General features: G+C 71.0%; 24 protein-coding genes, 1 rRNA gene and 1 pseudogene. 4 read left to right on the top strand and 22 right to left on the bottom strand.

The genetic code is table 11. The annotated features are described in order from the left end of the window. Positions 1–160 precede the first annotated feature (160 nt). The 3 genes from ACUYTF_RS08230 (at position 161) to ACUYTF_RS08220 (ending at position 2,950) form a co-directional block, all read left to right on the top strand. Positions 161–850: a TetR family transcriptional regulator gene (locus tag ACUYTF_RS08230; protein ID WP_434142256.1), complete on the top strand. Its 690-nt coding sequence runs from the start codon at positions 161–163 to the stop codon at positions 848–850. Then, positions 847–2,418, top strand: a complete 1,572-nt coding sequence (locus ACUYTF_RS08225) for an MFS transporter (protein ID WP_434142254.1) — start codon at positions 847–849, stop codon at positions 2,416–2,418. Before ACUYTF_RS08230 ends, ACUYTF_RS08225 begins: the two co-directional genes overlap by 4 nt. A gap of 130 nt (positions 2,419–2,548) precedes the next feature. Continuing rightward, the gene (locus tag ACUYTF_RS08220; protein ID WP_434142252.1) at positions 2,549–2,950 is read left to right on the top strand and encodes a DUF4190 domain-containing protein; all 402 of its coding nucleotides are present in this window, start codon (positions 2,549–2,551) and stop codon (positions 2,948–2,950) included. Between the two features lie 49 nt (positions 2,951–2,999). Here ACUYTF_RS08220 and ACUYTF_RS08215 read toward each other — a convergent pair whose 3' ends face one another. The 21 genes and pseudogenes from ACUYTF_RS08215 to ACUYTF_RS08115 form a co-directional block, all read right to left on the bottom strand. Continuing rightward, complete coding sequence (locus ACUYTF_RS08215) at positions 3,000–3,896, bottom strand: DUF817 domain-containing protein (protein WP_434142249.1); 897 nt, start codon at positions 3,894–3,896, stop codon at positions 3,000–3,002. A 373-nt stretch (positions 3,897–4,269) separates the two neighbouring features. After that, positions 4,270–5,799 (bottom strand): ribosome biogenesis GTPase Der, encoded by a 1,530-nt coding sequence (gene der / locus ACUYTF_RS08210; RefSeq protein ID WP_434142247.1) that lies wholly within the window; start codon positions 5,797–5,799, stop codon positions 4,270–4,272. Further along, on the bottom strand, positions 5,796–6,554 hold the full coding sequence (gene cmk, locus ACUYTF_RS08205) for a (d)CMP kinase (RefSeq protein WP_434142245.1): 759 nt from the start codon (positions 6,552–6,554) through the stop codon (positions 5,796–5,798). The genes der and cmk overlap by 4 nt, the downstream gene beginning before the upstream one ends. Next, entirely contained in the window at positions 6,539–7,627 is a 1,089-nt protein-coding gene (locus tag ACUYTF_RS08200) for a prephenate dehydrogenase (RefSeq protein WP_449279597.1), read from the bottom strand. Before ACUYTF_RS08200 ends, cmk begins: the two co-directional genes overlap by 16 nt. Positions 7,628–7,652: 25 nt before the next feature. Continuing rightward, a complete protein-coding gene (locus tag ACUYTF_RS08195; RefSeq protein WP_434142240.1) occupies positions 7,653–8,141 on the bottom strand; it encodes an Lrp/AsnC ligand binding domain-containing protein in 489 nt (162 codons plus the stop codon). A gap of 489 nt (positions 8,142–8,630) precedes the next feature. Further along, positions 8,631–9,458 (bottom strand): annotated as a pseudogene (locus tag ACUYTF_RS08190) (pseudouridine synthase); the annotation flags it as partial. A 106-nt stretch (positions 9,459–9,564) separates the two neighbouring features. Next, positions 9,565–10,281 (bottom strand): SMC-Scp complex subunit ScpB, encoded by a 717-nt coding sequence (gene scpB / locus ACUYTF_RS08185; protein WP_434142764.1) that lies wholly within the window; start codon positions 10,279–10,281, stop codon positions 9,565–9,567. Next, a complete protein-coding gene (locus tag ACUYTF_RS08180) occupies positions 10,274–11,098 on the bottom strand; it encodes a segregation/condensation protein A (RefSeq protein WP_434142238.1) in 825 nt (274 codons plus the stop codon). Before ACUYTF_RS08180 ends, scpB begins: the two co-directional genes overlap by 8 nt. Before the next feature lie 24 nt (positions 11,099–11,122). Continuing rightward, positions 11,123–11,977, bottom strand: a complete 855-nt coding sequence (locus tag ACUYTF_RS08175) for an AAA family ATPase (protein ID WP_434142236.1) — start codon at positions 11,975–11,977, stop codon at positions 11,123–11,125. A 266-nt stretch (positions 11,978–12,243) separates the two neighbouring features. Further along, a complete protein-coding gene (locus ACUYTF_RS08170) occupies positions 12,244–13,653 on the bottom strand; it encodes an FAD-linked oxidase C-terminal domain-containing protein (protein ID WP_434142233.1) in 1,410 nt (469 codons plus the stop codon). Between the two features lie 5 nt (positions 13,654–13,658). After that, positions 13,659–14,753, bottom strand: coding sequence for a DUF1648 domain-containing protein (locus tag ACUYTF_RS08165; protein ID WP_434142231.1), 1,095 nt, complete (start codon positions 14,751–14,753; stop codon positions 13,659–13,661). Positions 14,754–15,049: 296 nt separating this feature from the next. Then, positions 15,050–16,018, bottom strand: coding sequence for a tyrosine recombinase (locus tag ACUYTF_RS08160; RefSeq protein ID WP_434142228.1), 969 nt, complete (start codon positions 16,016–16,018; stop codon positions 15,050–15,052). After that, a complete protein-coding gene (locus tag ACUYTF_RS08155; protein ID WP_449279596.1) occupies positions 16,018–16,680 on the bottom strand; it encodes an NUDIX domain-containing protein in 663 nt (220 codons plus the stop codon). Before ACUYTF_RS08155 ends, ACUYTF_RS08160 begins: the two co-directional genes overlap by 1 nt. 4 nt (positions 16,681–16,684) lie before the next feature. Then, positions 16,685–18,379, bottom strand: coding sequence for a CTP synthase (locus ACUYTF_RS08150; RefSeq protein WP_434142225.1), 1,695 nt, complete (start codon positions 18,377–18,379; stop codon positions 16,685–16,687). Between the two features lie 54 nt (positions 18,380–18,433). Beyond that, on the bottom strand, positions 18,434–19,714 hold the full coding sequence (locus ACUYTF_RS08145) for an AI-2E family transporter (protein ID WP_434142222.1): 1,281 nt from the start codon (positions 19,712–19,714) through the stop codon (positions 18,434–18,436). A 50-nt stretch (positions 19,715–19,764) separates the two neighbouring features. Continuing rightward, positions 19,765–21,456, bottom strand: a complete 1,692-nt coding sequence (gene recN, locus ACUYTF_RS08140; RefSeq protein WP_434142220.1) for a DNA repair protein RecN — start codon at positions 21,454–21,456, stop codon at positions 19,765–19,767. After that, entirely contained in the window at positions 21,453–22,349 is an 897-nt protein-coding gene (locus ACUYTF_RS08135; protein ID WP_434142763.1) for an NAD kinase, read from the bottom strand. Before ACUYTF_RS08135 ends, recN begins: the two co-directional genes overlap by 4 nt. Positions 22,350–22,472: 123 nt before the next feature. Further along, positions 22,473–23,348, bottom strand: a complete 876-nt coding sequence (locus ACUYTF_RS08130) for an SAM-dependent methyltransferase (RefSeq protein WP_434142217.1) — start codon at positions 23,346–23,348, stop codon at positions 22,473–22,475. Beyond that, entirely contained in the window at positions 23,341–23,547 is a 207-nt protein-coding gene (locus ACUYTF_RS08125) for a hypothetical protein (protein ID WP_434142216.1), read from the bottom strand. The genes ACUYTF_RS08130 and ACUYTF_RS08125 overlap by 8 nt, the downstream gene beginning before the upstream one ends. 4 nt (positions 23,548–23,551) lie before the next feature. Continuing rightward, complete coding sequence (locus tag ACUYTF_RS08120) at positions 23,552–24,592, bottom strand: HAD-IIA family hydrolase (protein ID WP_434142214.1); 1,041 nt, start codon at positions 24,590–24,592, stop codon at positions 23,552–23,554. Beyond that, positions 24,592–25,641, bottom strand: a complete 1,050-nt coding sequence (locus ACUYTF_RS08115; RefSeq protein WP_449279595.1) for a hypothetical protein — start codon at positions 25,639–25,641, stop codon at positions 24,592–24,594. Before ACUYTF_RS08115 ends, ACUYTF_RS08120 begins: the two co-directional genes overlap by 1 nt. Here ACUYTF_RS08115 and ACUYTF_RS08110 point away from each other — a divergent pair. Further along, entirely contained in the window at positions 25,627–26,472 is an 846-nt protein-coding gene (locus ACUYTF_RS08110; RefSeq protein ID WP_449279594.1) for a hypothetical protein, read from the top strand. The genes ACUYTF_RS08115 and ACUYTF_RS08110 overlap by 15 nt on opposite strands. A 244-nt stretch (positions 26,473–26,716) precedes the next feature. Here the strand turns inward: ACUYTF_RS08110 and rrf are convergent. Then, positions 26,717–26,824 (bottom strand): 5S ribosomal RNA (rrf, locus tag ACUYTF_RS08105); the annotation flags it as partial.

The raw sequence follows: 26,824 nt of genomic DNA, 5'->3' as shown, positions 1-26,824 counted from the left end.
TCCGAGTAACGCTACATGCCGCCGCTGACATTGCGCGATGCGGCCCGTAATATTCGGCCCTGCTCCGGCGCGCCCGGACCCGCGGATTGCCCACGCGAACGAACTCGTGTACAAATGTACATGTACGTTTGTACACGATGATCCCTGTCGAGAAAGCACCATGACCGCCGCACCGCTCCCGTCGCCCGGCCGCCGCGACCCCGAGGGCCGCAAACGCGCCATCGTGCGCGCCGCCGCCGAGCTCATCACTGAGAACGGCCCGGCCGGCATCTCGCACCGCAGCATCGCCGAACGCGCCGGCGTCTCGCTCGGCTCGACCACGCAGTACTTCGCATCGCTCGACGAGCTGCGCGAGCTCGCCCTGCAGCTGCTCGCCGACGATGTCGATGAGCAGCTCGCCGAGGTGCAGGCGCTGCTCCCCCGCATCGACGCCGGCACCGCGGCCGGCACCGCCACCGACACTACGACAGGCACCGCCGCCGGCACCGCCGCAGGCACCGCACGCGACCCCGAGGCCGCCACCGGCATCGCGCTCGACCGGTTCGTCGACTCGCTGCACGACTTCCTCCTCGACCGCCGCGCCGTCGCCGCCGACCTCGCCCTCATCTCGAGCGCCACCGTCGACCCGCGCATGCGCAGTCTCGCCCGCCGCTGGAACGACCGCCTCACCGCCATGCTCGCCCCGCACCTCGGCCAGGCCTGCGCCGCAGCCGTCACCGTCTATCTCGACGGCGCGACCGTGCACGCCGGCATCAACGACGAACCCCTCGGCCGCGACGAGCTCACCACGGCTCTGCAGGCCATCCTCACCATGCACGACCCCGCACCCACTACCGGAGCACGACCATGACCCCCGCGAACCAGCTCAGCCGCGCCCGCCGCTGGAGCGCCGTCGCCGTTCTCACCGCGAGCCTGCTCGTGATCATGATGGACATGACGATCCTGAACATCGCGCTGCCCGAGATGGCGGCCGAGCTGCACCCCGATTCCGACCAGCAGCTCTGGATCATCGACGTCTACTCCCTCATCCTCGCAGGGCTCCTCGTGCCGCTCGCCGCGGTCGCCGACCGGTGGGGCCGCAAGCGCATGCTGCTGCTCGGCTACACGATCTTCGGCGTCGCATCCCTCCTCGTGCTGTGGGCCCCGACCGCCGGGGCCGTGATTGCGGTGCGCGCCTTCCTCGGCTTCGGCGGCGCGATGATCATGCCCGCGACGCTCTCCCTCATCCGCGTCATCTTCACCGACCCGCGCGAACGCGCGACGGCGCTCTCGATCTGGGCGGCGGTGTCGGGCCTCGGCGCCGCGACCGGCCCGCTGCTCGGCGGCTTCCTGCTCGAGCACTTCTCGTGGCACGCCGCGTTCCTCGTGAACGTGCCGCTCATGCTCGTCGCGCTCGTCGCCGGCATCGTCATCCTGCCCGAGTCGCGGGTCTCGCACCCCGGCCCCCTCGACCTCGTCGCGGCGGCCCTCGCTCTCGGCGGCATGACGCTCACCGTGTGGTCGGTGAAGACGTTCGGCAAGCTGGCGACGCTCGCCGACCCCGCCGCCTGGGTCGCGGGGCTCATCGGCCTCGCCCTGCTCGCCTGGTTCGGGGCGCGCTGCGCGAGGAGCACGCATCCGCTCATCGACCTCGCGCTCTTCCGCAGCCGCGTCTTCTCGGCAGGGATCATCGCCGCCCTCGGTTCGATGTTCGCCATGGCGGCCGCGATGCTGCTGCTCGCCCAGTGGCTGCAGCTCGTCGGCGGAGCCACTCCCTTCGAGGCGGGCATCCAGATGCTGCCGATCGCGATCACGAGCGCACTCGGGTCGCTCGCCGCTCCCCCGCTCGCACGGCTCATCGGCACGCGCGCCGTGCTCGCGGGCGGCGTCGCGACGGCGGGGCTCGGCATGCTCGTGCTCGGGGTCGTTCCCGGCGGGCTGAACCTCGTGGCGGTGCTGCTGTCGCTCGCCCTCATCGGCATCGGCATGGGGTCGCTCGCGATCGGCTCGGCGATGATCATGTCGGGATCGCCGCTCGAGAAGGCGGGCAGTGCCGGAGCGCTCGAGGAGACCTCGTACGAGCTCGGGTCGGTGCTCGGCGTCGCCATCCTCGGCAGCGTCTCGGCGCTCGTCTACCGCACCGAGCTCGCGGCGGGCGCATCGCTCGACGGGCTGACCGCCGAGCTCGCCCGGCAGGCGCGCGAATCGCTCGGCGCAGCGGTGGCGATCGGCGAGCACGCCGCATCCCCCGAGCTCATCGCCTCGGCGGGCGAGGCGTTCACCCGCTCGCTGCAGCTCACGGGGATCGTCGGCGGGCTGCTCATGGTGGCCGTCGCCGTGCTCGTCTTCTGCGTCACGCCGAAGGGCACCGACGTGTCGGGGGCCGAAGAAGCGGAAGCGGCATCCGCACTGCCCGATACCGCATCGCGCGCAGTCTGAGCGAGACGGTACCGCGGTACCACCCGGCCGATACCGGGGCAGGACGCGCCCGGATGCCGCACGCTCGTAACGTGGAATCATCACGCAGGGGCCGCACCCAGTGCCCTGCGATTGCACGAAAGGCGTCGACATGACCACCACCGCAGTGACCGCGATCCTCCCCGACCAGACCGTCGAACTGGAGCTCCAGAACCGCTCGGCCGCACCGGACGCGTCCGTCGCACCCGCACCCGCCCCCGCCCCCGCCGCGACGCAGACCCCCGCGGCCGATGAGTCGCGCGCGAGTTCCTTCGCTCTCGCGAGCTTCGTCATCGGAATCGTCTCGATCGCCGCCGGCTGGTCGTTATTCGTGCCGATCGTCGGGTTCGTGCTCGGCATGCTCGCCCTGCGTCGCGGCACCGCCGAACGGACGCTGGCCCTCTGGGGCGTCTGGCTGAACGGGGTACTGCTCGCGCTCGTCGCGATCGCGATCGTCGCGGTCATTGCCGTCGTCGGCTTCGGCCTCATCGCGCTGCCGCTCGCGGCGAGCTGACCGGCCGCCGTTCTCCCCGGTCCCGCTGGGCGCGATCTCTGTGCTCGCCTCAGCGGGACCGCCGCGCGCCGCCGGGCGCCTGCCCGACCGCGGGCGGTCGCGGCGGGTAGACGAACGTGACGAGCACGACCGAGATGATCATGAGCAGGAACCACGAGACGAGCTTCTGCGGCGACACCAGCTCCCAGCCGCCCTGCTGGTGCGGGTAGAGCCAGGCCCCGCCCCACGTCGCGATGTTCTCGGCCAACCAGATGAACACGGCGACGCCCGCGAACACCGCGAGCAGCGGCACCCGCAGCTCGGACCGCCACACCCGGAACACCATCGTCGTACGCGCCCACAGCACGACGACGGCGGCGAGCAGCGCCCAGCGCAGATCGACGGTGAAGTGGTGCGTGAAGAAGTTCGCGTAGATGGCGGCCGCGACGAGCGCCGTCGCCCATACCGGCGGATACCGCGTGAAGCGCAGCGCGTGCAGGCGTGTCACGCGCACCATGTACGAGCCGACCGCCGCATACATGAACCCGCTGAACAGCGGCACCGCGCCGATGCGCAGCACCCCCTCGACGCCGTAGCTCCACGAGCCGACGTCGGTCTTGAAGAGCTCCATCACGGTGCCGGTGATGTGGAACAGCACGATCACCCACAGCTCGCGGCCGCTCTCGAGCCGGAACACGAGCATGCCGATCTGGATCGCGATCGCCGCGATCGTGAGGGCGTCGTTGCGGGCGAGCACCGCGTCGTCCGGGTACCAGAGCCTGGCCGCGACAATCACCGCGAGCAGCAGCGCGCCGAACACGCACGCCCACGCCTGCTTCAGCACGAACACCGCGCACTCGATCGCGACGGCCCGGGGGCCGCTCTCGGGCCGGCCCGCGAGGATGCGGTGCGCCGCCCGGTCGATCGCCTGTTCGAGGCGGGTCAGTTCACGGGGTTCCTCGGCCATGCTCCGAGAGTAACGGGGGCCTCCCTGACCGAATGCAGGAAATAGTGCGGAATTCCGGTGCGATTGTGCATCAGATCGGGCACGCGAGGCTCGACAGGGATCGCGGAGCGCGGGCCGCGGCTACCGCCGCAGCCTGCGCTCACGGTTCTACGGAATCGCTACGCGATGCTCACCGCGCGAGCAGAGCCGCGCGGCGCATCCTCTCGGAGGCCAGAAATGGCCTCCGAGGAGCGGCGTCAGCGACGCAGACGCCGCTCATGGAAAAGCGGGAGCTGCTCCGGGCCGCGCCCGTCGCAGCGCTCAGAGCAGTCGAGACGACTGCTCCGCATCCTCGAAACAGCGAGAAATCGCTGTTTCGGAGCGCGGGCCGCGGCTACCGCCGCAGCCTGCGCTCACGGATGCGCATGTTGATCTGGATGGGGGTGCCCTCGAAACCGTAGTTCTCGCGCAGGCGGCGCTGCACGAATCGGCGGTAGCCGGGGTCGAGGAAGCCGCTCGTGAACAGCACGAAGGTCGGCGGGCGGTTCTGCACCTGCGTGCCGAAGAGAATGCGGGGCTGCTTGCCGCCGCGCAGCGGGTGTGGGTTCTCCTGCGTCAGCTCCGCGATGAACGCGTTGAACTTCGCCGTCGAGATGCGCGTATCCCACGACTCGAGCGCGACCTCGAGCGCCGGTACCAGCTTCTCGAGGTGGCGGCCGGTGCGCGCCGAGATGTTCACTCGCGGCGCCCAGGCGACGTGCGCCAGATCCTGGTCGATCTCGCGTTCGAGGTAGCGGCGACGATCGTCGTCGAGCAGGTCCCACTTGTTGAACGCCAGCACGAGCGCGCGCCCCGACTCGAGCACGAGATCGATGATGCGCAGATCCTGGTCGCTGATCTCCTCGGTGACGTCGAGCACGACGATCGCGACCTCCGCCTTCTCGAGCGCGGTCGCGGTGCGCAGCGACGCGTAGAAGTCGGCGCCCTTCTGCAGGTGCACGCGGCGGCGGATGCCGGCGGTGTCGACGAAGGTCCACACCTTGCCCGCGATCTCCACCTGCTCGTCGACCGGGTCGCGCGTGGTGCCCGCGAGGTCGTTCACGACCACGCGCTCCTCGCCGGCGGCCTTGTTGAGCAGGCTCGACTTGCCGACGTTCGGGCGGCCGAGAATGGCGACGCGGCGCGGGCCGGCGAGCTTCGGCTGCGCGACCGCCGACTCCTCGGGCAGCGCGTCGATGACGCGGTCGAGCAGATCGGCCACGCCTCGACCGTGCAGCGCCGACACGGCGTGCGGCTCGCCGAGACCGAGCGACCACAGCTGCGCCGCCTCCGGCTCGAACGCGGCATCGTCGACCTTGTTCGCGATGAGGAAGACCGGCTTCTTCGTGCGGCGCAGCAGCTGCACGACGCGCTCATCGGTCGCGGTCGGGCCGACGCGCGAGTCGACGACGAACAAGACGACGTCGCAGAGTTCGATGGCGACCTCGGCCTGCAGTGCCACCGACGCGTCGATGCCCTTCGCGTCGGGCTCCCACCCGCCCGTATCGACGAGGGTGAAGCGCGTATCGTTCCACTCCGCAGGGTAGCTCACACGGTCGCGCGTCACGCCCGGCACATCCTCCACGACGGCCTCGCGGCGGCCGAGGATGCGGTTCACGAGCGCCGACTTGCCGACGTTCGGGCGGCCGACGATCGCGACGACCGGCAGCGCCTCGGTGAGGGCGTGCTCGAAGCCCAAGAACTCGCCGTTCTCGCCGATGATCGCGAGATCGTCCTCTTCGAGATCGAAACCGTCCAGGCTCGAGCGCATGGCGCGCAGGCGCTCCTCGTCGGTCACGTCATCGCCTGCGAGCGCGGCGTCGAAGCCCTCGCCCTCGATGATGTCGTCGCCGGGGAACTCCGCCTCGGTGTGCTCGGTGCTCATCTCTTACTCTCTTCTGCGGCGCGCTGCGCCGCTCCTACGATGTCGACCACAGCCTGAACCGACTGCTCGAAATCCATGTCGCTCGTATCGACGAGCTCGACCCCCGGCGCCGGGTTGAAGAAGTCCACGACCAGCGCGTCGCGTGCGTCGCGTGCGACGATGTCGGCGAGCACCTGCTCGTGCGACAGCCCGTCGAGCTCCCCCGCGCGGCGCTGCGCCCGCACTTCGGGCGATGCCGTCATGAGGATGCGCACGGGTGCGTCCGGGGCCACGACGGTCGTGATGTCGCGCCCCTCGATCACGACGCCGGGCAGCCCCGACTCCGCGACGATGGCGCGGAACATCGCGTTGAGGCGCTCGCGCACCTCGGGGTGCTTCGACACGCGGCTCACCTGCCCGCTGATCTCGGGGTCGCGGATCGCCGCCGTCAGGTCGTGCGTCTCGTCACTGCGCCCACCGGGCAGCAGCACGCCGACCCGCTGCTCGCCGAGCAGCGTCGTCCGGTAGTTCCAGCGCTCCATGAGGCCCGCCACGGACGCCTCGTCGTCGAGGTCGATCCCTGTATGCGCAGAGGCCCAGGTCAGCGCGCGGTACGCCGCGCCGGTGTCGAGAATGCCGAACCCGAGGCGCGCAGCGGCCTCGCGGGATACGCTCGATTTGCCGCTGCCCGCGGGCCCGTCGATCGCGACGAGGATGGGCGCGACGGCGCCGGCCGTGGCATCGGCCGCATGCGCAACATTCACAAGGTCCTCCATCCGCGATCAGCGAGATCGGCGACAGCGCGTTCGGCGACCTCGGGCAGCACCGCGATCTCCGCGAAACCGATCTGAGCGCCCGGCGAGTGCTCGAGGCGCAAGTCTTCCATATTAATGCCCAGTTCTCCGAGTTCGGTGAGCAGGCGCGCCAGCTGGCCGGGTCGGTCGTCGACGATGACGGAGATCGTGGCGAACCGCTCGGAGGAGCCGTGCTTGCCCGGGATGCGCGAGACGCCGCGGTTGCCGGCCGAGAGCAGGTCGGCGATGCGCCGTTTCGCGCCCGCCTGCGACGGGTCGCGCAGCGCCTCCGTGAACCCGGCGATGTCTGCGGCGAGCGCATCGAGCAGCCCGACGATCGGTTCGCGATTCGCGGCGAGGATCTGCACCCACAGTTCCGGGTCGCTCGAGGCGATGCGCGTCGTGTCGCGGAGGCCGGCGCCGGCGAGCGCGATCGCCGGCTCGCTCGCGGGCACGAGGCGGCCGGCGAGCAGGCTCGACACGACCTGCGGCAGATGCGAGACGAGCCCGACCGAGCGGTCGTGCTCCTCGGGCGTCATCTCGAGCAGCACACCGCCGAGATCGAGCGCGATGCCCTCGACGAGGGCGAGCGCGGCCGCGGGGGTCTCGCCGTCGCGGCAGATGACCCAGGGCCGGCCGACGAAGAGGTCGGCGCGGGCCATGATCGCGCTGCCGCGCTCGCGCCCGGCCATGGGGTGCGAGCCGACGTAGCGCACGAGGTCGACGCCGCGCTCCATGAGCGCGCGGTACGGGGCGAGCTTCACACTGGCGACATCGGTGACGATCGCGTCGGGGTAGGCCTGGAGCGCGCGCTCGACGACGTCCGCGACGACGTCGGGCGGCGTCGCGACGACCACGAGGGCGGGCGGGGCGTCGTCGGCGGCGCGGGGACGGCCCGCGCCGTAGTCTGCGGCGAGCGCGACGGTCGTCGGCGAGAGGTCTTCGAGCGTCACGTCGACGCCGCGTTCGCGGAGGCCGAGGCCGATGCTCGCCCCGAGCAGTCCGGAGCCGATGATGTGGATCGATCCCTGTGTGCGCGCCTGCAGCTCGTTCATAGACCGCCCTTCCCGCCGTGCCGGTTCAATTCTGCCGTACTCCGGCCCCCTCGCGCAGCAGTCCGGTGACGCGGTACGGGATGACCTGGCGCAGGTAGAGGCTGGTCGAGGTGCGATTGATGCCCGGGCAGAGCCTGATCTCCTCGCTCACGCGGTACAGATCGTCGGGGTCGCGCGCGACGACGCGCAGCAGCAGGTCGGTGTCGCCGGCGGGGGCGAAGCACTCGAGCACCTCGGGGATGCCGGCGAGCGCGCGCACCGCCTCGGCGATGAGGTGCTGGTCGAGCTGCACCTGCACCATCGCCGCGACAGGGCGGCCGAGGGCGGCCGGCTTCACCCGGGCGCTGTGGGGGCGCAGCGCGTCGCGCTCCTGCATCTTGTCGAGCCGGGCCTGCACCGTGCCGCGGGCGAGACCGAGCTTCTGGGCGATCATCGCGACCGGCATGCGGGCATCGATATCGAGCTGCTCGAGGATTCTCCGGTCGATGCCGTCGAGCTCCGTCACTTTGTCCATTTTCTGCCACTCCCCTCGAGGCTTCACTATGCAAAATGCTCAATCTAAGAGTAGTCGTTTGTGCGATTCGCTCGAGACTATTTAAATGATCATCAGGAAGCGAACACCACACCGCTTCTCACCGCAGACCGCCGCACCAGGCGCGAGCGACGCCGAGAGACCAGCACCCCGGTCGCATCGGCAGACAACACCGAGCACCACCCCGCTCGCACGTCGATACCGCGCAAGCGCGCTCTTCGAGACTTCCTCGGTGGCGTCACGCAGTGCGGCCCACCGCAGCCCGACGGCCTACGAATTCGCGGGCGGGCGCGGCTTCCGCCGCTTCCCGCCCGCGGCAGCGCCGCGACGGTTATGCGGGTTTCCCTTCGCGGCGACCCCGCGCATGCCTCGGGCGCCGACTCCGTCGCCCGGCCTTCCGCCGGTGACCGCGCCGCGACCGCGCTTCGCTCCCCCGGTCTTGCCGTTCTTACTGTCCTTGCCGGCACCGGCATCGCCGGCCCCGGTCTTCGCGTCGCCGGCGCCGCCGTCCTCCGCGGCGCTCAAGAGCGCACCGCGCTCGGCGGCCGAGAGCTCGCGCATCTCGCCGACGCGCAGCGTGCCGAGATGCAGCGGCCCGAACTGGCGCCGCACGAGCTCGTCGACCGGGTGCCCGACCTCGGCGAGCATGCGCCGCACGATGCGGTTGCGCCCCGAATGCAGCGTGACCTCCACGAGCGAGTGCGACTTGCTCGCGCCGCCGGGCAAGAGCTTCGCGCGGTCGACCTTGATCGGGCCGTCCTTCAGCTCGACGCCGTCTTTCAACTGCTGGATCGTCGCGGGCGTCATGCGCCCCCGCACCTTCGCGATGTAGGTCTTCTGCACGCCGAAGCTCGGGTGCGCGAGACGATGCGCGAGCTCGCCGTCGTTCGTCAGGATGAGCAGTCCGCTCGTGTCGGTGTCGAGGCGACCGACGTTGTAAAGCCGATCTTCGACCGAGTTCGTGAACTCGCGCAGGTCGGGGCGCCCGTTCTCGTCGTGCATCGTCGAGACGACGCCGCGGGGCTTGTTCAGCACGAAGTACCGCTTCGACACGTCGAGCTGCACGACGACGCCATCGACGCGCACATCGTCGCGCTCGGGGTCGATGCGCGACCCGAGTTCGCGCTGCACCTCGCCGTTCACGGTGACGCGGCCGCCGGTGATGAACGCCTCGCACGCGCGGCGCGAAGCGACACCGGCATGTGCGAGCGCCTTCTGCAGCCGCACCCGGCCGTCGTCCTCCTCCGGGGCCTCGGAGCTCGCGGCCGCGACCGGGCGGTCCCATCCCCACTCCGCCATGTCGATCTCGATCGCCCGACCATCGACTTCGAAGCTCCCGCCGCTCCCGGCCCGTCCGCCCGCGTCGCGGTCGCGGTCACGGGCGCGGGCGCGGTCGCGGTCGCGGTCATGCGAATGATTCATGCTCGAATCCTTCCGATCCGTCATCGAGGAGGGGGGCGATGGGCGGCAGCTCCGACACGTCGCCGATGCCGAGGTGGCCGAGCAGCGCCTCGGTCGTGCCGTAGAGCGTCGCCGTCGTCTCGGGGTCGTGCCCGACCTCGGTGATGAGACCGCGGCCGAGCAGAGTGCGCACGACCGAGTCGACGTTGACCGCGCGCACCGAGGCGATGGCTCCGCGCGAGATCGGCTGCCGGTACGCGATCACGGCGAGCGTCTCGAGCGCCGCCTGCGACAGCTTCGACGGGGTCTGCTGCTGCACGAAATCGGCGACGACGGGGTCGAGGCTCTCGCGCACGTAGAAGCGGTAACCGCCCGCGACCTCGCGCAGCTCGAAGCCTCGGGGGTTCGTGCTGCTGCCGAGCTCGGTGCCCGCGCCGTCGAGGTCGGCGATCAGGGCGGCCAGTGCGGCGCGCACCTCGCGCATCGGCCGGGCCGTCGCCGTCGCGAGCGCCACCGCGCTGAGCGGCTCATCGGCCACGATGAGCAGCGCCTCGAGCTGCTGCTGCAGCGTGTGGGCGTCACGGGCGCGACTAAGCTCGGTGTCGGGCGCCTCGGTGCCGGGCGCCTCCTCGAGCGCGGTCTCGGGGGTCTCGTCGGGCGCGGCATCGACAGGGATCCCTGCCCCCGCTGCCGCCGCGATCGGTTCGTGCTCTTCAGTCATAGTCATTGCCCAGCGTAGCCAGTTCGTCGTCGGACCAGCTCTCACCGCTCCACTGCACGTGCAGTTCGCCGAGCGGTTCGGCCTGGTCGAAGGTGACCGCCGCGCGGCGGTACAGTTCGAGGATGGCGAGGAAGCGCGCCACGATGACGCCGCGCTCCGACACTCCTGCGATGAGCTCGCGGAAGCTGCGAGCGCTCCCCGTGCGCAGCATCGACACCACGACGGCGGCCTGCTCGCGGATCGACACGAGCGGCGCGTGCAGGTGCTCGAGTCCGACGGTCGGGATCTCGCGCGGCGCGAACGCGAGCATCGCGACGGCGGCGAAATCTTCCGGAGTGAGCTGCCAGACGAGCTCCGGCGCCTGCTCGCGGTACTTCGTGTCGAGCGGCACGAGCCGCGGGTGCCGTGCGCTCTCGGTGTCGAAGCGCGAGCGGAACCAGGCGCTCGCCTGCTTGAAGGCGCGGTACTGCAGCAGTCTGGCGAAGAGCAGGTCGCGCGCCTCGAGCAGCGCGATGTCCTCGGCGTCGACGGCCTCGCCCTGGGGCAGCAGGCTCGCGATCTTGAGGTCGAGCAGCGTCGCCGCCACGACGAGGAACTCGGAGGCGCGGTCGAGCAGGCCGATGCCCTCCCCTTCGAGCGTGTCGAGGTACGAGATGAACTCGTCGGTGACGAGGCTGAGCGACACCTCGGTGATGTCGAGCTCGTGCTTGCCGATGAGGTTCAGCAGCAGGTCGAACGGCCCGTCGAACATGTCGAGCGAGACATGGAACCCGCTGTTCTCGGGTGCTTCCGGTGCCGGGTCAGTCGCGGTGGCCATGGCTCTCGCGCTCCGGGCCGTTCATCAGGCGACCGAACCGCGCTGCACCAGCTCGCGGGCCAGCTTCAGGTAGGCCTCCGACGCCGGGTTCGCCGGCGCGTAGTCGAGAATCGGCTTCGCGGCGATCTGCGCGTCGGGCAGCTTCACGGTGCGGCCGATGACGGTGTCGAAGACCTTGTCGCCGAAGGTGTCGACGACGCGCTCGAGCACCTCGCGCGCGTGCAGGGTGCGGGCGTCGTACATGGTGGCGAGGATGCCGTCGAGCTCGAGCGCCGGGTTCAGACGATCCTTCACCTTGTCGATGGTCTCGACGAGCAGGGCGACGCCGCGCAGCGCGAAGTACTCGCAGGCGAGCGGGATGAGCACGCCGTGGCTGGCGGTGAGGGCGTTCACGGTCAGCAGGCCGAGCGACGGCTGGCAGTCGACGAGGATGACGTCGTAGTCGCCCGAGACCTTGCGCAGCACGCCGGCGAGAATCTGCTCGCGGGCGACCTCGGTGACGAGGTGCACCTCGGCGGCCGAGAGATCGATATTGGCAGGGATCACGTCGAGCCCGTCGGTCTCGGTCTTCTGGATCGCCTCCTGCGGATCCTTCACCTTGCCGAGCATGAGGTCGTAGATGGTGGGCACGTCGTGCGCCGTGACGCCGAGGCCGGCCGAGAGCGCGCCCTGCGGGTCGAAGTCGACGGCGAGCACCCGGCGCCCGTAGCGCGCGAGCGCCGCCGCGAGGTTGATCGTCGAAGTCGTCTTGCCGACGCCGCCCTTCTGGTTGCACATCGCGATGATGCGCGCCGGGCCGTGCCGGTCGAGCTTCTTCGGCGCCGGAATGATGCGCTCGGGTCGCCCGGTCGGGCCCAACTCGAAGAGAGTGTCCGCCATTCCCGCTCCTTACCGCTCGCCGTCGCTAACGCCCCATCCTATCGCGCGTGCGGCAGGAGAGGAGCGGAGCTCCTCGATCCGCACCATCGCGAAGCCGACCTCGCGACCCGATTTTCGGCTCTCACCCGTCGTTCGGAGCAGAACCGCGTTTTCCATCCGAAGTTCGGGTGAGAGCCGAAGTTCGGGTGAGCGCGAGGTCGAAGTTCGGGCGGGCGCGAGGTCGAAGCTCGGGCCGGGCCCCGAGCGCGGGGCCGGGCCCCGGTCACCTACAGCTTGCGGCCGGGGTTCAGAATGCCCTGCGGGTCGAAGGCGGTCTTGATCGCCCGTTGCAGTTCGCGCACCCGCGGGGTGAGTTCGCCGTCGAGGGCCGCGAGCTTCTCGGTGCCGATGCCGTGCTCCCCCGAGACGGTGCCGCCGAGCTGCTGCACGGCGGCGAGCAGTTCGTCGTGCGCCTCGTGCGCGCGACGCACCTGCTCGGCATCGTGCGGATCGAACGCGATGATGGGGTGCAGGTTGCCGTCGCCGACGTGACCGCCGATCGAGATGATGACGTCCAGGCGCCGCGCGATCTCGTCGGCACGGCGCACTACTTCGCCGAGGGCCGCGCGGGGTACCGCGATGTCGCCGTGGTGGGCGTCGCCGCGGTAGGCCTGCATGGCGGGCTGCAGCAGACGGCGCAGTGCGAAGAGCTCTTCGAGCGCATCGGGTGTGTCGGCGCGGCTCGTGGAGATCGCGCCGTGATCGGCGAACGCCCGCTCGAACGCGTCGAGTTCGTCGTCGGCGCCGACCCGGGCATCGGTGACGGCGAGCAGCCAGGCGCGCGCTGCCGCGGGTGCCGAGGCCTCGGGGGCGGTGCGGCGGATGCTGTCGAGGGCCACATCGTCGAGCATTTCGAGCACGGCGGGCAGTGCGGCGCCCGCCGCGATGGTGTTCGCTGCGGCGAGCGCCGACTCTGGGTCGGGGAACATGGCCGCGACTCCGCGTGCGGGTCCGGGCGCCGAGCGCAGGCTCACGGTGATCTCGGTGACGAGCGCGAGCGTGCCCTCCGAGCCGACGATGAGCGAGGTGAGGTCGAGGCCGGTCACCGATTTGACGGTGTCGCGGCGGGTGCGCTCGACGCTGCCGTCGGCGAGCACGATCTCGAGGGATCGTACCGAATCGCGCGTCACCCCGTACTTGATGCAGCGCATGCCGCCCGCGTTCGTGGCGATGGTGCCGCCGACCGTCGCCCACTGCGCCGACACGGGGTCGGGCGCGTAGAAGAGCCCCTCCTCCTCCACGGCCGCCGCGAGGTCCGAGACGATCACGCCGGGCTGCACGACGGCGAGCCGCTCGAGGGGGTCGATGCGCAGAATGCGGTTCATGCGCGAGAAGTCGATGAGGATCGCGCCTGCGGCGGCCGAGGCTGCGCCGGCGAGGCCGGTGCGAGCGCCCTGCGCCACGATCGGCACCGCGTGGGCGCTGGCCGCGCGCACGACGGCCTGCACCTCTGCTGTCGTGAGCGGTACGACCAGCGCTGCCGCTGAGCCCTGTCGTTGGAGCGACCGGTCGCTCTCGTGCGCGCGCAGCGCCTCGGCCTCGATGACCAGCCGCGAGGTGTCGCCCGACAGCGCTTCTCGGAGCGCGCTGTTCAGCGAGGTGTTCATCGCGGTGTTGATCGCCGTTCGGTGCGCCATGTGCGTCAGCCCTTCTCGTGGTGCGCCGCCGCAGCAGCCTCTGCGAGCCTGGCCGCTGCGTCGTCGAGCGTGATGAAGAAGAGTTTGCCGTTCTCGCGGGTGACGACGATGCCCGCCCCGTCGCGCATCACGATACCGAAGCGGCCGGGAGCCACGCGCACGCCCCACCCGCCAAGCTCGGCGAACGGCGAGATGTGCTGCGTTTCGACCTTCGCGATGCCGTCCGCGGGCAGCCTGAACACCGGCCAGCCGAGCCTCGAGCGCGCCTCGAGCCCCGAGGCGTCGATGCGCACCGTGAACCACGACATCGTTGCGAGCAGCGCCACCACGATCACGAGCACGGCCGCGGAGATCGCCATGGCCACGCGTTCACTGCCCGGCAGAACGACCACGAGCACCGTGACGGCCGCAAGCAGCGCCACTGTGCCTCCGACAAGCCACAGGTAGCCTCGGCTGGGATTCACCCTGCCCTGCCAGGCGGCATCGACCGCGCCAGCTTCTGCGCTGGGATGCGCCCCTGCATCAACCGCATCGACCGACTGTGCCGCCGACTGCGCTGCGGTGCGCGCAGGGTGCACGGTGACGCCCGGCTGCGCAAACCACACGATCGCGCCCACGACCACCCACGATACGAAGCTCACGGCCATCATGCCGCCGATGCCAGGGGCCTTCGCCGCATCCGCCACATCGAGCTGCACGCCCGCGCTCGTGAGGTTATTGATCGTGGTGAAGACGGCAAACCCCGCGCCGAAGGCCGCCAGAAAGCGCTGGTAGCCGCCCCACACGGGCTGCCCGGATTTCATCGGGCCGACGGCCGCCATCGCTCCCATGAGCAGCACGACGACGTAGCCGACGCCTGCCTGCAACCACACGAAGGTCGCGGGCGCGCCGAAGCCGTCGGGGCCGCCGCTGAACCCCCAGTGGGTACCCGCCGGGTCGGGCATCCGCGGCAGCCACGCCAGAAGCACGATGACGCCGATCGTAATCACCCCGAGCGGCCCGATGATTCCGAGCCACCTCGCGGCACGCTTCGCACGGGCGAGATCCGCCCGTTGCACCTCGGTGAGCACCGGTGCCGGCAGTGGCTGAATCGGGGTCATGTCGGGCGAAGCTCCTCGCTTTTGGACTGCATGTGCCCTTCCAAGCTATCGGGGCGGCCTCACGACTCGCACAACCCGGCACGTCTCTCGCCAGGAACTCATCGCGCTCGATCTTTTCTCCGCCCCGCCTCACATACCCGCTGGCGTGGAGCCGAATGCACCACCCGGGTCGGGCTGATGGTGCATACGACTCCACACCTCGCACGATCCGCGGCACGAGAGCGCAACGCACCGCGCGGGCGCACCGCCGCGGAGCCGCACGGGCGCACCGCCGTACCGCCGCACCACTGCGGATCTCAGCGGGCCCGGGGATGCGCCGTCAGGTAGTGCTCGCGCAGCGTGTCGGCGGTGACCTGGGTGTAGATCTGGGTGGTGGTGACCGAGGAGTGACCGAGCAGCTCCTGCACAGTGCGCACGTCAGCGCCGCCCGCGAGCAGGTGGGTGGCGAAGGAGTGGCGCAGCGTGTGCGGCGACACCTCCGCCGTGATCTCGGCACGCTCGGCGGCGGCGCGGATCACGAGCCACACGCTCTGGCGCGACATCCGGGCGCCTCGCGGGCCGACGAAGAGCGCCGGAGTGCCCCTACCGCGTGCGACCATGCCGGGACGCGCGCGCACGAGATAGGCGGCGAGAGCGCGGCCCGCGTAACTGCCGTACGGGGCGAAGCGCTGCTTCGATCCCTTGCCGAGCACGCGGAGGAACCCGCCCTCGCCGAGCGCCTCCAGCGGGTGCTGCAGGGCGTCGCCGTGCTCGGTGCCGCTGACGAGGTCGTCGAGGTCGAGGGCGGTGACCTCGCTGACGCGCGCGCCGCTGGCGTAGAGCAGTTCGAGCAGGGCGCGATCCCTGAGCGACACGGGGTCGTCGCCGCTGGCGGAAGCGAGCAGCGCTTCGACGTCTGCAATGGGCAGCGCCTTCGGCAACCGCTGCGCCCGCTTCGGGGTGCGCACGGCGCTACCGGCGTTCGAGGCCAGCAGCCCCTCGTCGTAGAGGAAGCGGTGCATGCTGCGCACGGTCGACAGGCGCCGGGCGATCGAGGCGGGGGCGAGCCGGGCGGTCTCGCCGTCCGCGCCCCCGAGGCCGGCGACGTACTCGGCGAGGGTGCCGGGCACGATGTCGTCGAGTGCCTCGAGTCCGCGCTGCTCGAGCCAGGCGGCGTACGCGCCCAGATCGCGCCGGTAGGCGTCCTGGCTGTTCTGCGACAGTCCGAGTTCGAGAGCGACGTGGCGGAGGTACCGTTCGATGCCGGCCGCGGGCGCGAGGGCCATCAGCGCGACCGTTCGCCGCGCACGGCCTCCCGCCCCGTCCAGGGCAGCAGCGGGTCGCGCAGCGTGTCCCAGCCCCGCGCCTGTGCGGCCGCAGCGCCGAGCACCGCGCCGGCGGTGACGGCGTTCTGCACCCGGCCGTCGAGCACGGCGGCCACGACCTCGTCGAGGTCGACCCAGCGGGGCTCGATCTCGGCCTCTTCCTCGGTGCGCACGTAGTCGTGCTCGAGGGGCGAGAGATCCCTGGCAAGGAAGATGCGCATGGCCTCGCTCGAACCGCCGGGCGACAGGAACAGGTCGAGCAGCAGGTCCCAGCGCGCGGCCTGCAGGTCGGTCTCCTCGGCGAGCTCGCGCTGCGCCGACACCAGGCCGCTCTCGCCGGGCGCATCCATGAGGCCGGCAGGGATCTCCCAGTCGCGGTGCGCGACGGGATGGCGGTACTGCTTGATGAGCAGCACGCGCCCCGCCTCGTCGAGCGCGAGCACGGCGACCGCGCCGGTGTGATCCACGTAGTCGCGCACAATCTCGTGCCCGCCCAGCTCGAACCGATCGCGCCTGATATCCCAGACCCGCCCGGTGACGAGCTTCTCGTTCTCGATCACCCGCACATCGTCTGCGACCTCGTCGGCGAGCCGCCCCGGAACCGCCTGATGCCCGAGCGTCATGGCGCTACTCGGCCTCCTCGACCTCGAACAGGTGCGCGGCGTCGCGGCGCTCGATCGCGGCAGCGGCGAGACCGGCGAACAGCGGATGGGGCGTGCCCGGGCGCGAGCGCAGCTCGGGGTGCGCCTGGGTCGCGATGTAGAACGGGTGCCGCTCGCGGGGCAGCTCGACGTACTCGACGAGCTCGCCGTCTGGGCTCGTGCCCGAGAAGCTCAGCCCGGCGGCCGCGATCTGGTCGCGGTAGCGGTTGTTGACCTCGTAGCGGTGGCGGTGGCGCTCGGAGGCCGAAGGGGCGCCGTAGAGCTCCGCGGCGAGCGATCCGTCGGCGAGCTTCGCCTCGTACAGGCCGAGGCGCATGGTGCCGCCGAGGTCGCCGCCGTCGATGATGTCGACCTGCTCGGCCATGGTCGCGATGACCGGCTGCGCGGTCTCGGGGTCGAACTCGGTCGACGACGCCGATGCGAGCCCGGCGACATTGCGTGCGTATTCGATGACCATGCACTGCATGCCGAGGCAGAGGCCGAGCGTCGGCAGGCCGTTCTCGCGGGCGAAGCGCAGCGCGCCGAGCTTGCCCTCGATGCCGCGGATGCCGAAGCCGCCGGGCACGCAGATGCCATCGACCTCGCCGAGCTGCGCACGTGCGCCCTCGGGGGTCTCGCAGGAGTCGGAGGGCACCCACTTGATGTTGACCTTGGTCGCGTGGGCGAAGCCGCCGGCGCGCAGCGCCTCGGTGACCGAGAGGTACGCGTCGGGCAGGTCGATGTACTTGCCGACGAGCGCGATCGTGACCTCGCCCTTCGGCTCGTGCACGGCGTCGAGCACGGGCTGCCAGCCGCTCCAGTCGATCTCGCCGGCGCGGCCTTCCATGCGCAGGCGGTCGAGGATCGCGCGGTCGAGGCCCTGGTCGCTGAGCAGGCGCGGCAGATCGTAGATGCTCTTCACATCCACGGCGTTCACGACCGCATCCTCGTCGACGTCGCACATGAGCGCGATCTTGCGCAGGTTGTCCTCGGTGACGGGCCGGTCGCTGCGCAGCACGAGCGCGTCGGGCTGGATGCCGATGGAGCGGAGGGCGGCGACCGAGTGCTGGGTCGGCTTGGTCTTCTGCTCGCCCGAGGCGCCCATGTATGGCACGAGCGAGACGTGCACGAAGAAGACGTTGTCGCGGCCGTACTCGTGGCGCACCTGGCGGGCGGCCTCGAGGAAGGGCTGCGACTCGATATCGCCGACGGTGCCGCCGATCTCGGTGATGATCACGTCGGGGCGCGGATCCTCTTCGGCCTGCAGGCGCATGCGGCGCTTGATCTCGTTGGTGATGTGCGGGATGACCTGCACGGTGGCGCCGAGGTAGTCGCCGCGGCGCTCCTTCTGCAGCACCTCCGAGTAGATCTGGCCCGTGGTGACGTTCGCGGCCTGCGACAGGTTGATGCCGAGGAAGCGCTCGTAGTGACCGATGTCGAGATCGGTTTCGGCGCCATCGTCGGTAACGAAGACCTCGCCGTGCTCGAACGGGTTCATGGTGCCCGGATCGATGTTGAGGTACGGATCCAGCTTCTGCATGACGACGCGGAGGCCCCGCGCGGTCAGCAGGTTTCCGAGGCTCGCGGCGGTCAGCCCCTTACCCAGAGAGGAGACGACGCCCCCCGTGACGAAGATGTGCTTGGTCGTGCCTGACGTATCGGCGCTCTGCTCTATTCCCACGGGCTTCAATCCTATCAGGTGCCATTCGTCGACGTCGAGGCTTCGGCGGGCGGCTCAGCGCAGCTCCTGCCGGGGCACCCACACCTGCTTGATGATCATGAGCACCATGGCGGTCACAGGGATCGAGATCAGCGCGCCGAGCAGGCCGAGCAGGGTGCCGCCCGCGAGCGCGCCGATCACCACGAGCGCGCCCGGAACGGAGACGACGCGGTTCATGATGCGCGGGGTGAGCAGATACGACTCGATCTGCATGTAGATCAGGTAGTAGCCCACCGCGATCACCGCGGTCATCGGGGAGTCGAAGAGGGCGACGAAGCCGACCAGCACGGTGGCCAGCACCGATCCGATGAGCGGGATCAGGGCCAGCAGGAAGACGCCGACGGCGACGAGGCCCGCGAACGGCACCCCCACGATCGACATCATGATGAAGCCGAGCACCGCGTTGATGAACGCGAGCACGACCATACCGTTGACGTAGCCGCCGACCGACTTCGTGACCTGCTCGGTGATGTCCATCACCTTCGCGCGCCCCGAGCGCGGCACGAGCGAGTAGAACGCCCGCTTGATCGTCTTCAGCGCGGAGAGGAAGTACAGGCTGAGGATGAGCACGATGAGCGCCGCAGTGAGCCCGTTCGCGATGCCCACGCCCGCCTGCCAGACGCCGCCCGCGACCGATGCCCAGTTCTCGGGATTGCCCACGAGCTCCTGCCCGGTCTTCAGCAGGCCGTCGAAGTCGACGAACTGGCCGAAGCGCGAATTGACATCGATGAACCAGTCCTGATGGGTGATGTCTCTGAAGAGCATCGGGGCACTGCGCACGAGCTGCGCGATCTGGTTCGTGAGCATCGGGATGATGATGGCGAGCAGCGTCGCGATGAGCAGCACGAATCCGCCGAAGACGACGCCGATGCCGAGCGGCCGCTTCAGCCCCTTGCGCTCGAGCATGCGCACGACGGGGTCGAGGCCGAGCGCGACGAACAGCGCCGCCACGACGTACATGATGATGGTGCTCAGCTGGTCGATCATCGCCCCGACGAGCACGGCGGTCAGCACGCCCAGCGTGACCGTGAAGCCGAGCTGGAACGGATGCTGCACGACGAACTCCCGTGCCCGCGACTGCGACCGCTCCTCCGCCGCGTCCTGGGCGGCCTCGCGGGCGTCCCGGTACATCTGGCGCGTCTCGGCGTCCATCTGCTCGAGGTCGGCGTGCACGACGTCGGGATGCGCCTCGAGGTACGCGGCTTTCACCGTCGGGCTGTCATCGAGGGCCGGCACTTCGCCGGTCGTCACGGCGCCGTCGGCGGCGGACCGCCTGCGCCCGAAAATCTTCGCCATGCTGGCGAGAGTAGCACTCGCCCCCGACACGGGGAACGGCGGCGCACCGGCTATGCGGTCTCGCGCAGCGCCAGCAGTTCGGCGGCGTGCTCGAGAGCGCTCCCCGAGTCGCTGAGACCCGACAGCAGCCGCGCCATCTCGGCGAGACGGTCATCGCCGTCGAGCACGACGCAGCTCGACTCGGTGAAGCCCCCCGCCGTGTCCTTCAGCACGCGCACGTGGTTGCCGGCGAAGGCCGCGACCTGCGCCAGGTGGGTGACGACGATCACCTGCGAGGTGCGCGCCAGCCGCGCCAGCCGTCGGCCGATCTCGATGGCGGCCGCGCCGCCGACGCCGGCGTCGACCTCGTCGAACACGAAGGTCGGCACCGGGTCGACGCCCGCGACCACGACCTCGAGTGCCAGCATGACGCGCGACAGCTCGCCGCCGGAGGCGCTCTTCGCGATGGGGCGCGGCGCCGAACCGGGGTGCGGGCTCAGAAGCAGCTGCACCTCGTCTCCCCCGCTCGAACCGAGCGCGTCCAGCGGCGTCACCTGCACGACGAACTCCGCATCGGGCAGCGCCAGCTGGCGCAGTTCGACGGTCACGAGGCGCGAGAGCTCGGCGGCCGCCTCATGCCGCAGCTGCGACAGCTGCGCGGCGAGGTCCGCTTCGCGGGCCGTGAGCCCATCGAGCCGGTCGGCGAGTGCGGCGACGGTGTCATCGTCGCCGTCGAGTTCGGTGAGGCGCCTCGCCCCCTGCTCGGCGTACGCCTGGACGCTCTCCGCGTCTCCGCCGTGCACCCGGAAGAGCTGAGCGAGCGCGGCGAGACGCTCATTGGCGGCGGCGAGCTCGCCCGGGCCGTCTTCATCGAGGTCGCCCGCGTAGACCGCGAGCTCGCGCGCGGCCTCGGCGAGCTGCAAGGCGGCGGCGCGCAGCACGTCGGCGATCCCTGCCAGCCGCGCGTCATAGCCGCTCACCCGATCGAGCTCCTGCAGCGCCGCATCGACGAGGCCGGTCGCGTCCCGGCTGAACGGGTCGTCCGATTCGCTCTCGAGCGCGTCGTGCGCCGTCGACGTCGCCGATCGCAGCGCCTCGAGGTTGCCGAGCAGTTCGATGCGCTGCTGCAGCTCGGCTTCCTCACCGGGCTGCGGGTCGACCGCGGCGATCTCCTCGAGCTCGGCGCGCAGGCGCACCGCCTCGGCGGCGCGCTCATCGAGCGCGGCGGTCAGCTCCGCCACCCGGGTGGCGAGCGCCCCGCGCTCCGCGTGACAGGCCCGGTACTCGGTCAGCACCTCCGCGAGGGCGGGGCCGCCGAAACGATCGAGCGTATCGCGCTGCTCGCCCGCCGACCGCAGCCGCAGCTGATCGGCCTGGCCGTGCACTGCGAACAGACGGCCCGCGAGCCGCCCGAGCGTGCCGACCGGAGCGCTCGCTCCCCCGACGATCGCGCGGCTGCGCCCCTCGGCGCTCACGGTGCGCCCGAGCACGAGCTCGCCGTCTTCGATGTCACCGCCTGCATCGGCGACGATCTCGGCGACCTCGGCGTCGGCGGTCTGCACGATGCCGTTGACGCGTGCCTGCGCCGCCCCGCCGCGCACCGCGCCCGCGTCGCTGCGCTCGCCCATGAGCAGGCCGAGCGCGCTCACGACCATCGTCTTGCCGGCGCCGGTCTCGCCCGTGATCGCGGTGAACCCCGGCCCGAGCGGCAGCGTCGTGTCGGCGATGACCCCGAGGTCCCTGATCCGGAGTTCTTCGATCACGCGATGCCTCCGCCGCGCTCCCCGCGCCACCCCGTGGTCGGCAGCTTGAATTTGCGCACCAGGCGCTCCGAGAAGACGGCCCGGTCGAGTCGAGCGAGCCGCACTGTGAGCGCCGAGCGGCGCACCTGCACCACGGAGCCGGCCGGCAGCTCGGTGCGCCGGCGGCCGTCGCACCACAAGACCCCCGGGCCGATGTTCTCGGGCAGGATCGTGACGGTGAGCTCGGATTCGGGATCGACGACGATCGGCCGGTCGAAGAGCGCATGCGCCGCGATGGGCACCATGAGCATGGCCTGCACGCCCGGCCAGACGACGGGCCCGCCGGCCGAGAACGCGTACGCCGTGGAGCCGGTCGGAGTCGCGAGCACGACGCCGTCGCAGGCGAAGTTGGTGAGGGGCCGCCCGTCGACGCCGACGGAGACCTCGAGCATGCGCCGCCCCTTCTCGACGCTCGCCTCGTTGAGCGCCCAGGTGTCGGCGATGGTCTCGCCCTCCGCCGAGATCGCCTGCACGTCGACCGTGAGCCGCTCCTCGACCGTGTAGTCGCGGGCGAGGACGCGCTCGATCGTGGCGCTGAGGTCGTGGCTCTCCATCTCGGCGAGGAAGCCGACATGGCCGAGATTCACGCCCACGATGGGGCATTCCGAGCCGCGCAGCATCTCGGCAGCACGCAGAATGGTGCCGTCGCCGCCGAGTACGAACGCGACCTCGAGGTCGACCACCGCGATGTCGCGCCCGAGCGTCTCGGTTCGCGTGATGTCGAAGTGCGGTTCGAAAGCCGTGCGGTCCTCCGCGTCGAGCACCGGCACGACACCGGCCTCGGTGAGGGCGCGCACCACCTCGACGGTCGCGGCGATCGCCTCCGGACGGTGCGCGTGCGAGACGACGAGCATGCGCCTGCAAGACGGCTCCCGCGCGGCGCAGGGCTCCGCTGCATCGGCGACCGCGGGCCGGTCGAGCGCTGCGCGTTCTTCGCTGCCGTCTGCGTCGTGCACGTCGCTCATGCGTCTCCTCCGTCAGGTCGTGCGGTTCGCGGTCGGGCCGACGATGCCGTCGGGCCCGCGCAGTTCAGCGATCCGCCCCTCCCATTGTGTCGGATCCGGCGATGCGCCGCGCGCGAAGTGCGCAAGAACCTCGCGATTGCCCGCGCCGCCCACGACCGGTGAGGCTTCGAGGCCCCGGCAGTCGTACCCGTGGGCCGCCGCCGCCGCCAGTACCCTGCGCATCGCCTCCGCCCGCTGCTCGGGCGAGGTGACGACCCCGTCCTTCACCCGACCGACCTCGAACTGCGGCTTGATCAGCAGCACCAGGTCGGCATCGGCGGCCGCGGAGCGCGCGATCGCGGGGAGCACGAGCGTGAGCGAGATGAACGAGAGATCGGCGACGACGAGGCTCGGAGCCTCGGTCTCGCCGGTACGCGCTTCGAGCAGGGTCCGGTCGAGCTCGCGCGCATTGCAGCCTTCCACGAGGTGCACGCGCGGGTCCGCGGCGAGCTCGGGCACCATCTGGTCGTGGCCGACGTCGATCGCCTGCACCGCTCGTGCGCCGCGCTCGAGCAGCACCTGCGTGAAGCCGCCGGTCGACGCCCCGAGGTCGAGGGCGAGCCGGCCCGCGGGGTCGATGCCGAAGCGGTCGAGCCCTGCGACGAGCTTTCCCGCGGCGCGGCCGACGTAGCGGTCGGCGACGGCGACCTCGACGAGCGCGCCGCTCGGCACCTTCGTTCCGGCCTTCGTGACGGGCCGGCCGTCGACGCGCACCTCGCCTGCCGCGATGAGCTCGGCGGCGCGGCTGCGCGAACGCGCGAGCCCCGTCTCGGCGACGACCCGGTCGAGGCGCTCCGGCGATCCCTGCCATCGCACGGCCGGTGCCGCGCCCGCGGCACTGTCAGCCATCGTGATCGCTGCGCTGCAGCTCGGCGAGCAGCTCGTCGTGCACCTGTTCGAAGCCGGCGGCGCGCTGCGCGAGCGGCTGCGACTCGATGAGCTCGATGCGGCCGAGCAGCTCGCCCTCGCCGCGCCCGTCGGCCCGTGCGCCGCTGTCGGCCTGCGCACCGTTATCGGCCCGGTCGTCGTTCATCTGCGTCTCGCCCATGGTCTCAGCGCCAGTGGTCCTCGATGAGGATCTCGGGCACCTTCAGCCCGTAGATCGCCAGCCCGGATGCCCAGATCGCGAGGCAGCCGGCGCGCAGCAGGTCGAGGGGAGATTCGCCCTCGGCGACCACGACGACGATATGCCCGTCCATGCGCACCTTCGCCGACCCCACTCGCACGGTGCCATCGCGCAGCGTCTCGGCGACCGGGTACGGCTCGTGCATCTCGGCGAGCGTCGGCACGATGAAGTCGGGCCGCATGTCCTTCGACGCCGCGAGGAGCTGCTTCGGGCGATCGACGCCCGTGAGCACCTGCAGCGACGGGATGCCGGCTGCGACGGCGCCCTTGATGTCGGTGTCGAGGCGGTCGCCGACCATCAGCGCGTTGCGCGTGCCGAAGCGGTCGAACGCGGCCTCGTAGATCGGCGTTTCGGGCTTGCCCGCGAACACCGGGAGGCGCTGCACGGCGGTATGCACGGCCGACACGAGCGTGCCGTTGCCCGGGGCGATGCCGCGCGCCCGCGGAATCGTCCAGTCAGTGTTCGTTGCGATCCAGGGCAGCTGCTCGCCGTTCGGCCCCTCGGCGAGCGCGTACGACGCCTCCGCCAGGTCTTCCCAGCCGACGTGCGGCGCGAATCCCTGCAGCACGGCCGCCAAGCCGTCTTCCGCGGTGCGCGTCCACGAGTAGCCGGCCTTCTCGAGTTCGTCGATGAGACCGTCGCCGCCGACGACGAGCACCTTCGATCCCGCGGGCGCGAACTCCGCGAGCAGCGCGACCGCCGCCTGCGGCGAGGTCACGATGTCCTCCGCCGTCGGGCGCAGCCCGAGCTGCTGCAGGTGCTCGGCGACCGTATGATCGGTGCGCGACGCGTTATTGGTGAGATAGGCCACCCGCAGGCTCTCGGCCGCGAGATTCAACGATTCGATGGCTCCAGGGATCGCCCCTTCGCCCCGGTACACCACGCCGTCGAGGTCGGCGAGCACGAGCTCGCGACCGTCGATGGGCGCGGGCCCGGTCTCATCGCGCTTCCTCCCGAAGAGACCCATCAGTCCGCTTTCCCTTCCTCCGCGTCCGTGCGCCCATCGTCGGAGCCGTCGTCGGTGATACCGGCCTCGGCGAGCAGCTCGTCGACCTCCGCGGCGATCGCGGCGTCGAACGACTGGGGCTCCTCCGCGGTATCGCCCTCGGGCGGGGTCGCGGCCCCGGTCACGGGCGCGCCAGCGGGCTCCGCCAGCGTGTCGGGTACGGTCGCGACGGTTTCCGCGCCCTCCGCAGGCGCCTCGTCTGCACCGGCCTCGCTGGCGACCGCTTCGGCCGGTTCAGCGGATCCGCTCGCACCTTCCGCTTTCTCGGACGGTTCTGGGGCGTCGGGTCCACCGCCGTACTCGCTCTCGGTCGCCGACTCGTATTCGACGATCTCGATCACGTCGATCTCGTCGGAGCCGCCGAAGTGCTGCTCGAGCGCACGCTCGGCGCGCAGCGCGTGCTCCGTCCATACGGCGGCTTCGTCGGCCCGGCCGAGCTCCTCGAGCACGGCTGCGTACGCGGCGAAGAGCTCGGGGCTCCACGAGAACCCGCGGTCGGGGTTCAGTTCGGGGATCTCGAGTTCGAAGAGCGCCTGCTGCGTCTGGCCGAGGTCGAGGCGCGCGCCCGACATCGCGATGGCGAGGTGCACCCGCTGCTCGGTCTCGAGCTTCGACGCGTCGATCTCGAGGCCGGTCTCGACGGCCTTCTCGGGCCGCGCGAGGCCGCGCTCGCACTCGACCATGAGGGCGACGTGGTTGTCGCGGCCGCTGAGACGGCGGTAGGTGCGCAGCTCGCGCAGGGCGAGCGCGAAGTCGCCGGTGCGGTACGCGGTCATCGCGAGGAACTCGCGAGCGACCGGGATCCTGCCCGCGCGGCGGCTGGCCGACAGCGCGTGCTCGTGCGCGAGCGCCGGATCCTCGTCGAGGAGCATCAGGGCCGTCGCGAGGTGACGTGCGACGCGCTCCTGTACGTCGGTCTGCAGCGTCTTGAGCTCGTTGCGGGCTGCGGGGTACAGATCTTTGGGCTCGATCTCCTCAGGGATCCAGGGATCCTGATGCTCCGAGCGCACCGGGCGCAGTTCGTGCTGCAGCCGTTCGGCCTCGGTGAACGTGCGACCTGCGCCGCCGCGGTCGCTCCGGCCTCCCCCGCGGGTGCCGCCGCGCCCCTGGGGGCCGCGATCCTGCGCGCCGCGATCGTTCGAGCGGCGATCGTAGGAGCCGCGGCCGTTCGAGCCGCGCTCGTCGCGCTGCTGGCGTCCACCGGAGCCGCGATCGTCGCTGCCCCGGCGGTCGCCGTACGAGCCGCGGCCGCCATCGCGTTCGTAACGGTCGCCGGAGCTGCGGCGCGGCCGATCGTCGCGCTCACCGCGACCAGCGCGGTCGTCGCGGCCGGAGTACGGACGGCGCTCGCGGTCATCGCGACCGCCGAAGCCGCGGCGCTGCGCGCCGTCGGCGCGGTCGTCGTAGCGCTTGCCCGGACGCTCATCGCGGTCACCGGCTCCCCGCCCCGCGGAGCGATCATTCCTATTGGCGTAGGGCTTGCGGAGGCCACCGGTGCGCTCGCCGGAGCCGGCACGCCCTTCACGGCCTGCGCCGGTGTTCTTCCGCGGACGGTCGTCGCGGGATTCGTAGGGGCGACGGGCGCCCCGATCCTCGCGGCCCTCGGAAGCCGGCCGCTGACGATCGTCGCGGCCGTACTGCTTGCGCGGACGATCACTACGGAAGTCACCGCGGTTTCGATCGCCGCGGTAACCGCCATCGCGGTTCTGCTCGCGGTCGCCGCGGGTGCCGCCGTCGCCGCGCTGGCCGCGGTCGTAACGATCGCCGCTGCGATAGCCGCGGTCACGGCCTTGCTCCCGATCCCGGCGCTCGTTCTCGGGGCGGTAGCTGCCTCGGCCTGATCCGCTGCGGTCCTGGGGTCCGTGACCGCCCTGGCGGGGTCCGCGATCCGACGAGTAATCGCGCGATGAGCGTTCGTTCATACTAATTGCCTCCAGGGCCCGTGGCGTTCGAGCGTATGACCGGGCATACGCTTCGGAATTCTATCGCTGTTCATATAAGTGAGGGCGGAAATGCGAGAGGGGCCGTACCATACGAGCTGCCATCACTGGCGTCCCGTAGATACGACCCCTCTCTTCAAAAGGAGTTCGGCGGTGTCTTACTCTCCCACGAGGTCCCCCTCGCAGTACCATCAGCGCAGTCAGCCTTAGCTTCCGGGTTCGGAATGTGACCGGGCGTTTCCCTGACGCTATA

This window comes from Leucobacter sp. GX0328, from assembly GCF_053567315.1.
Note: the sequence above shows the minus strand (reverse complement) of the source record. Positions and strands in the feature narration are given on the sequence as shown.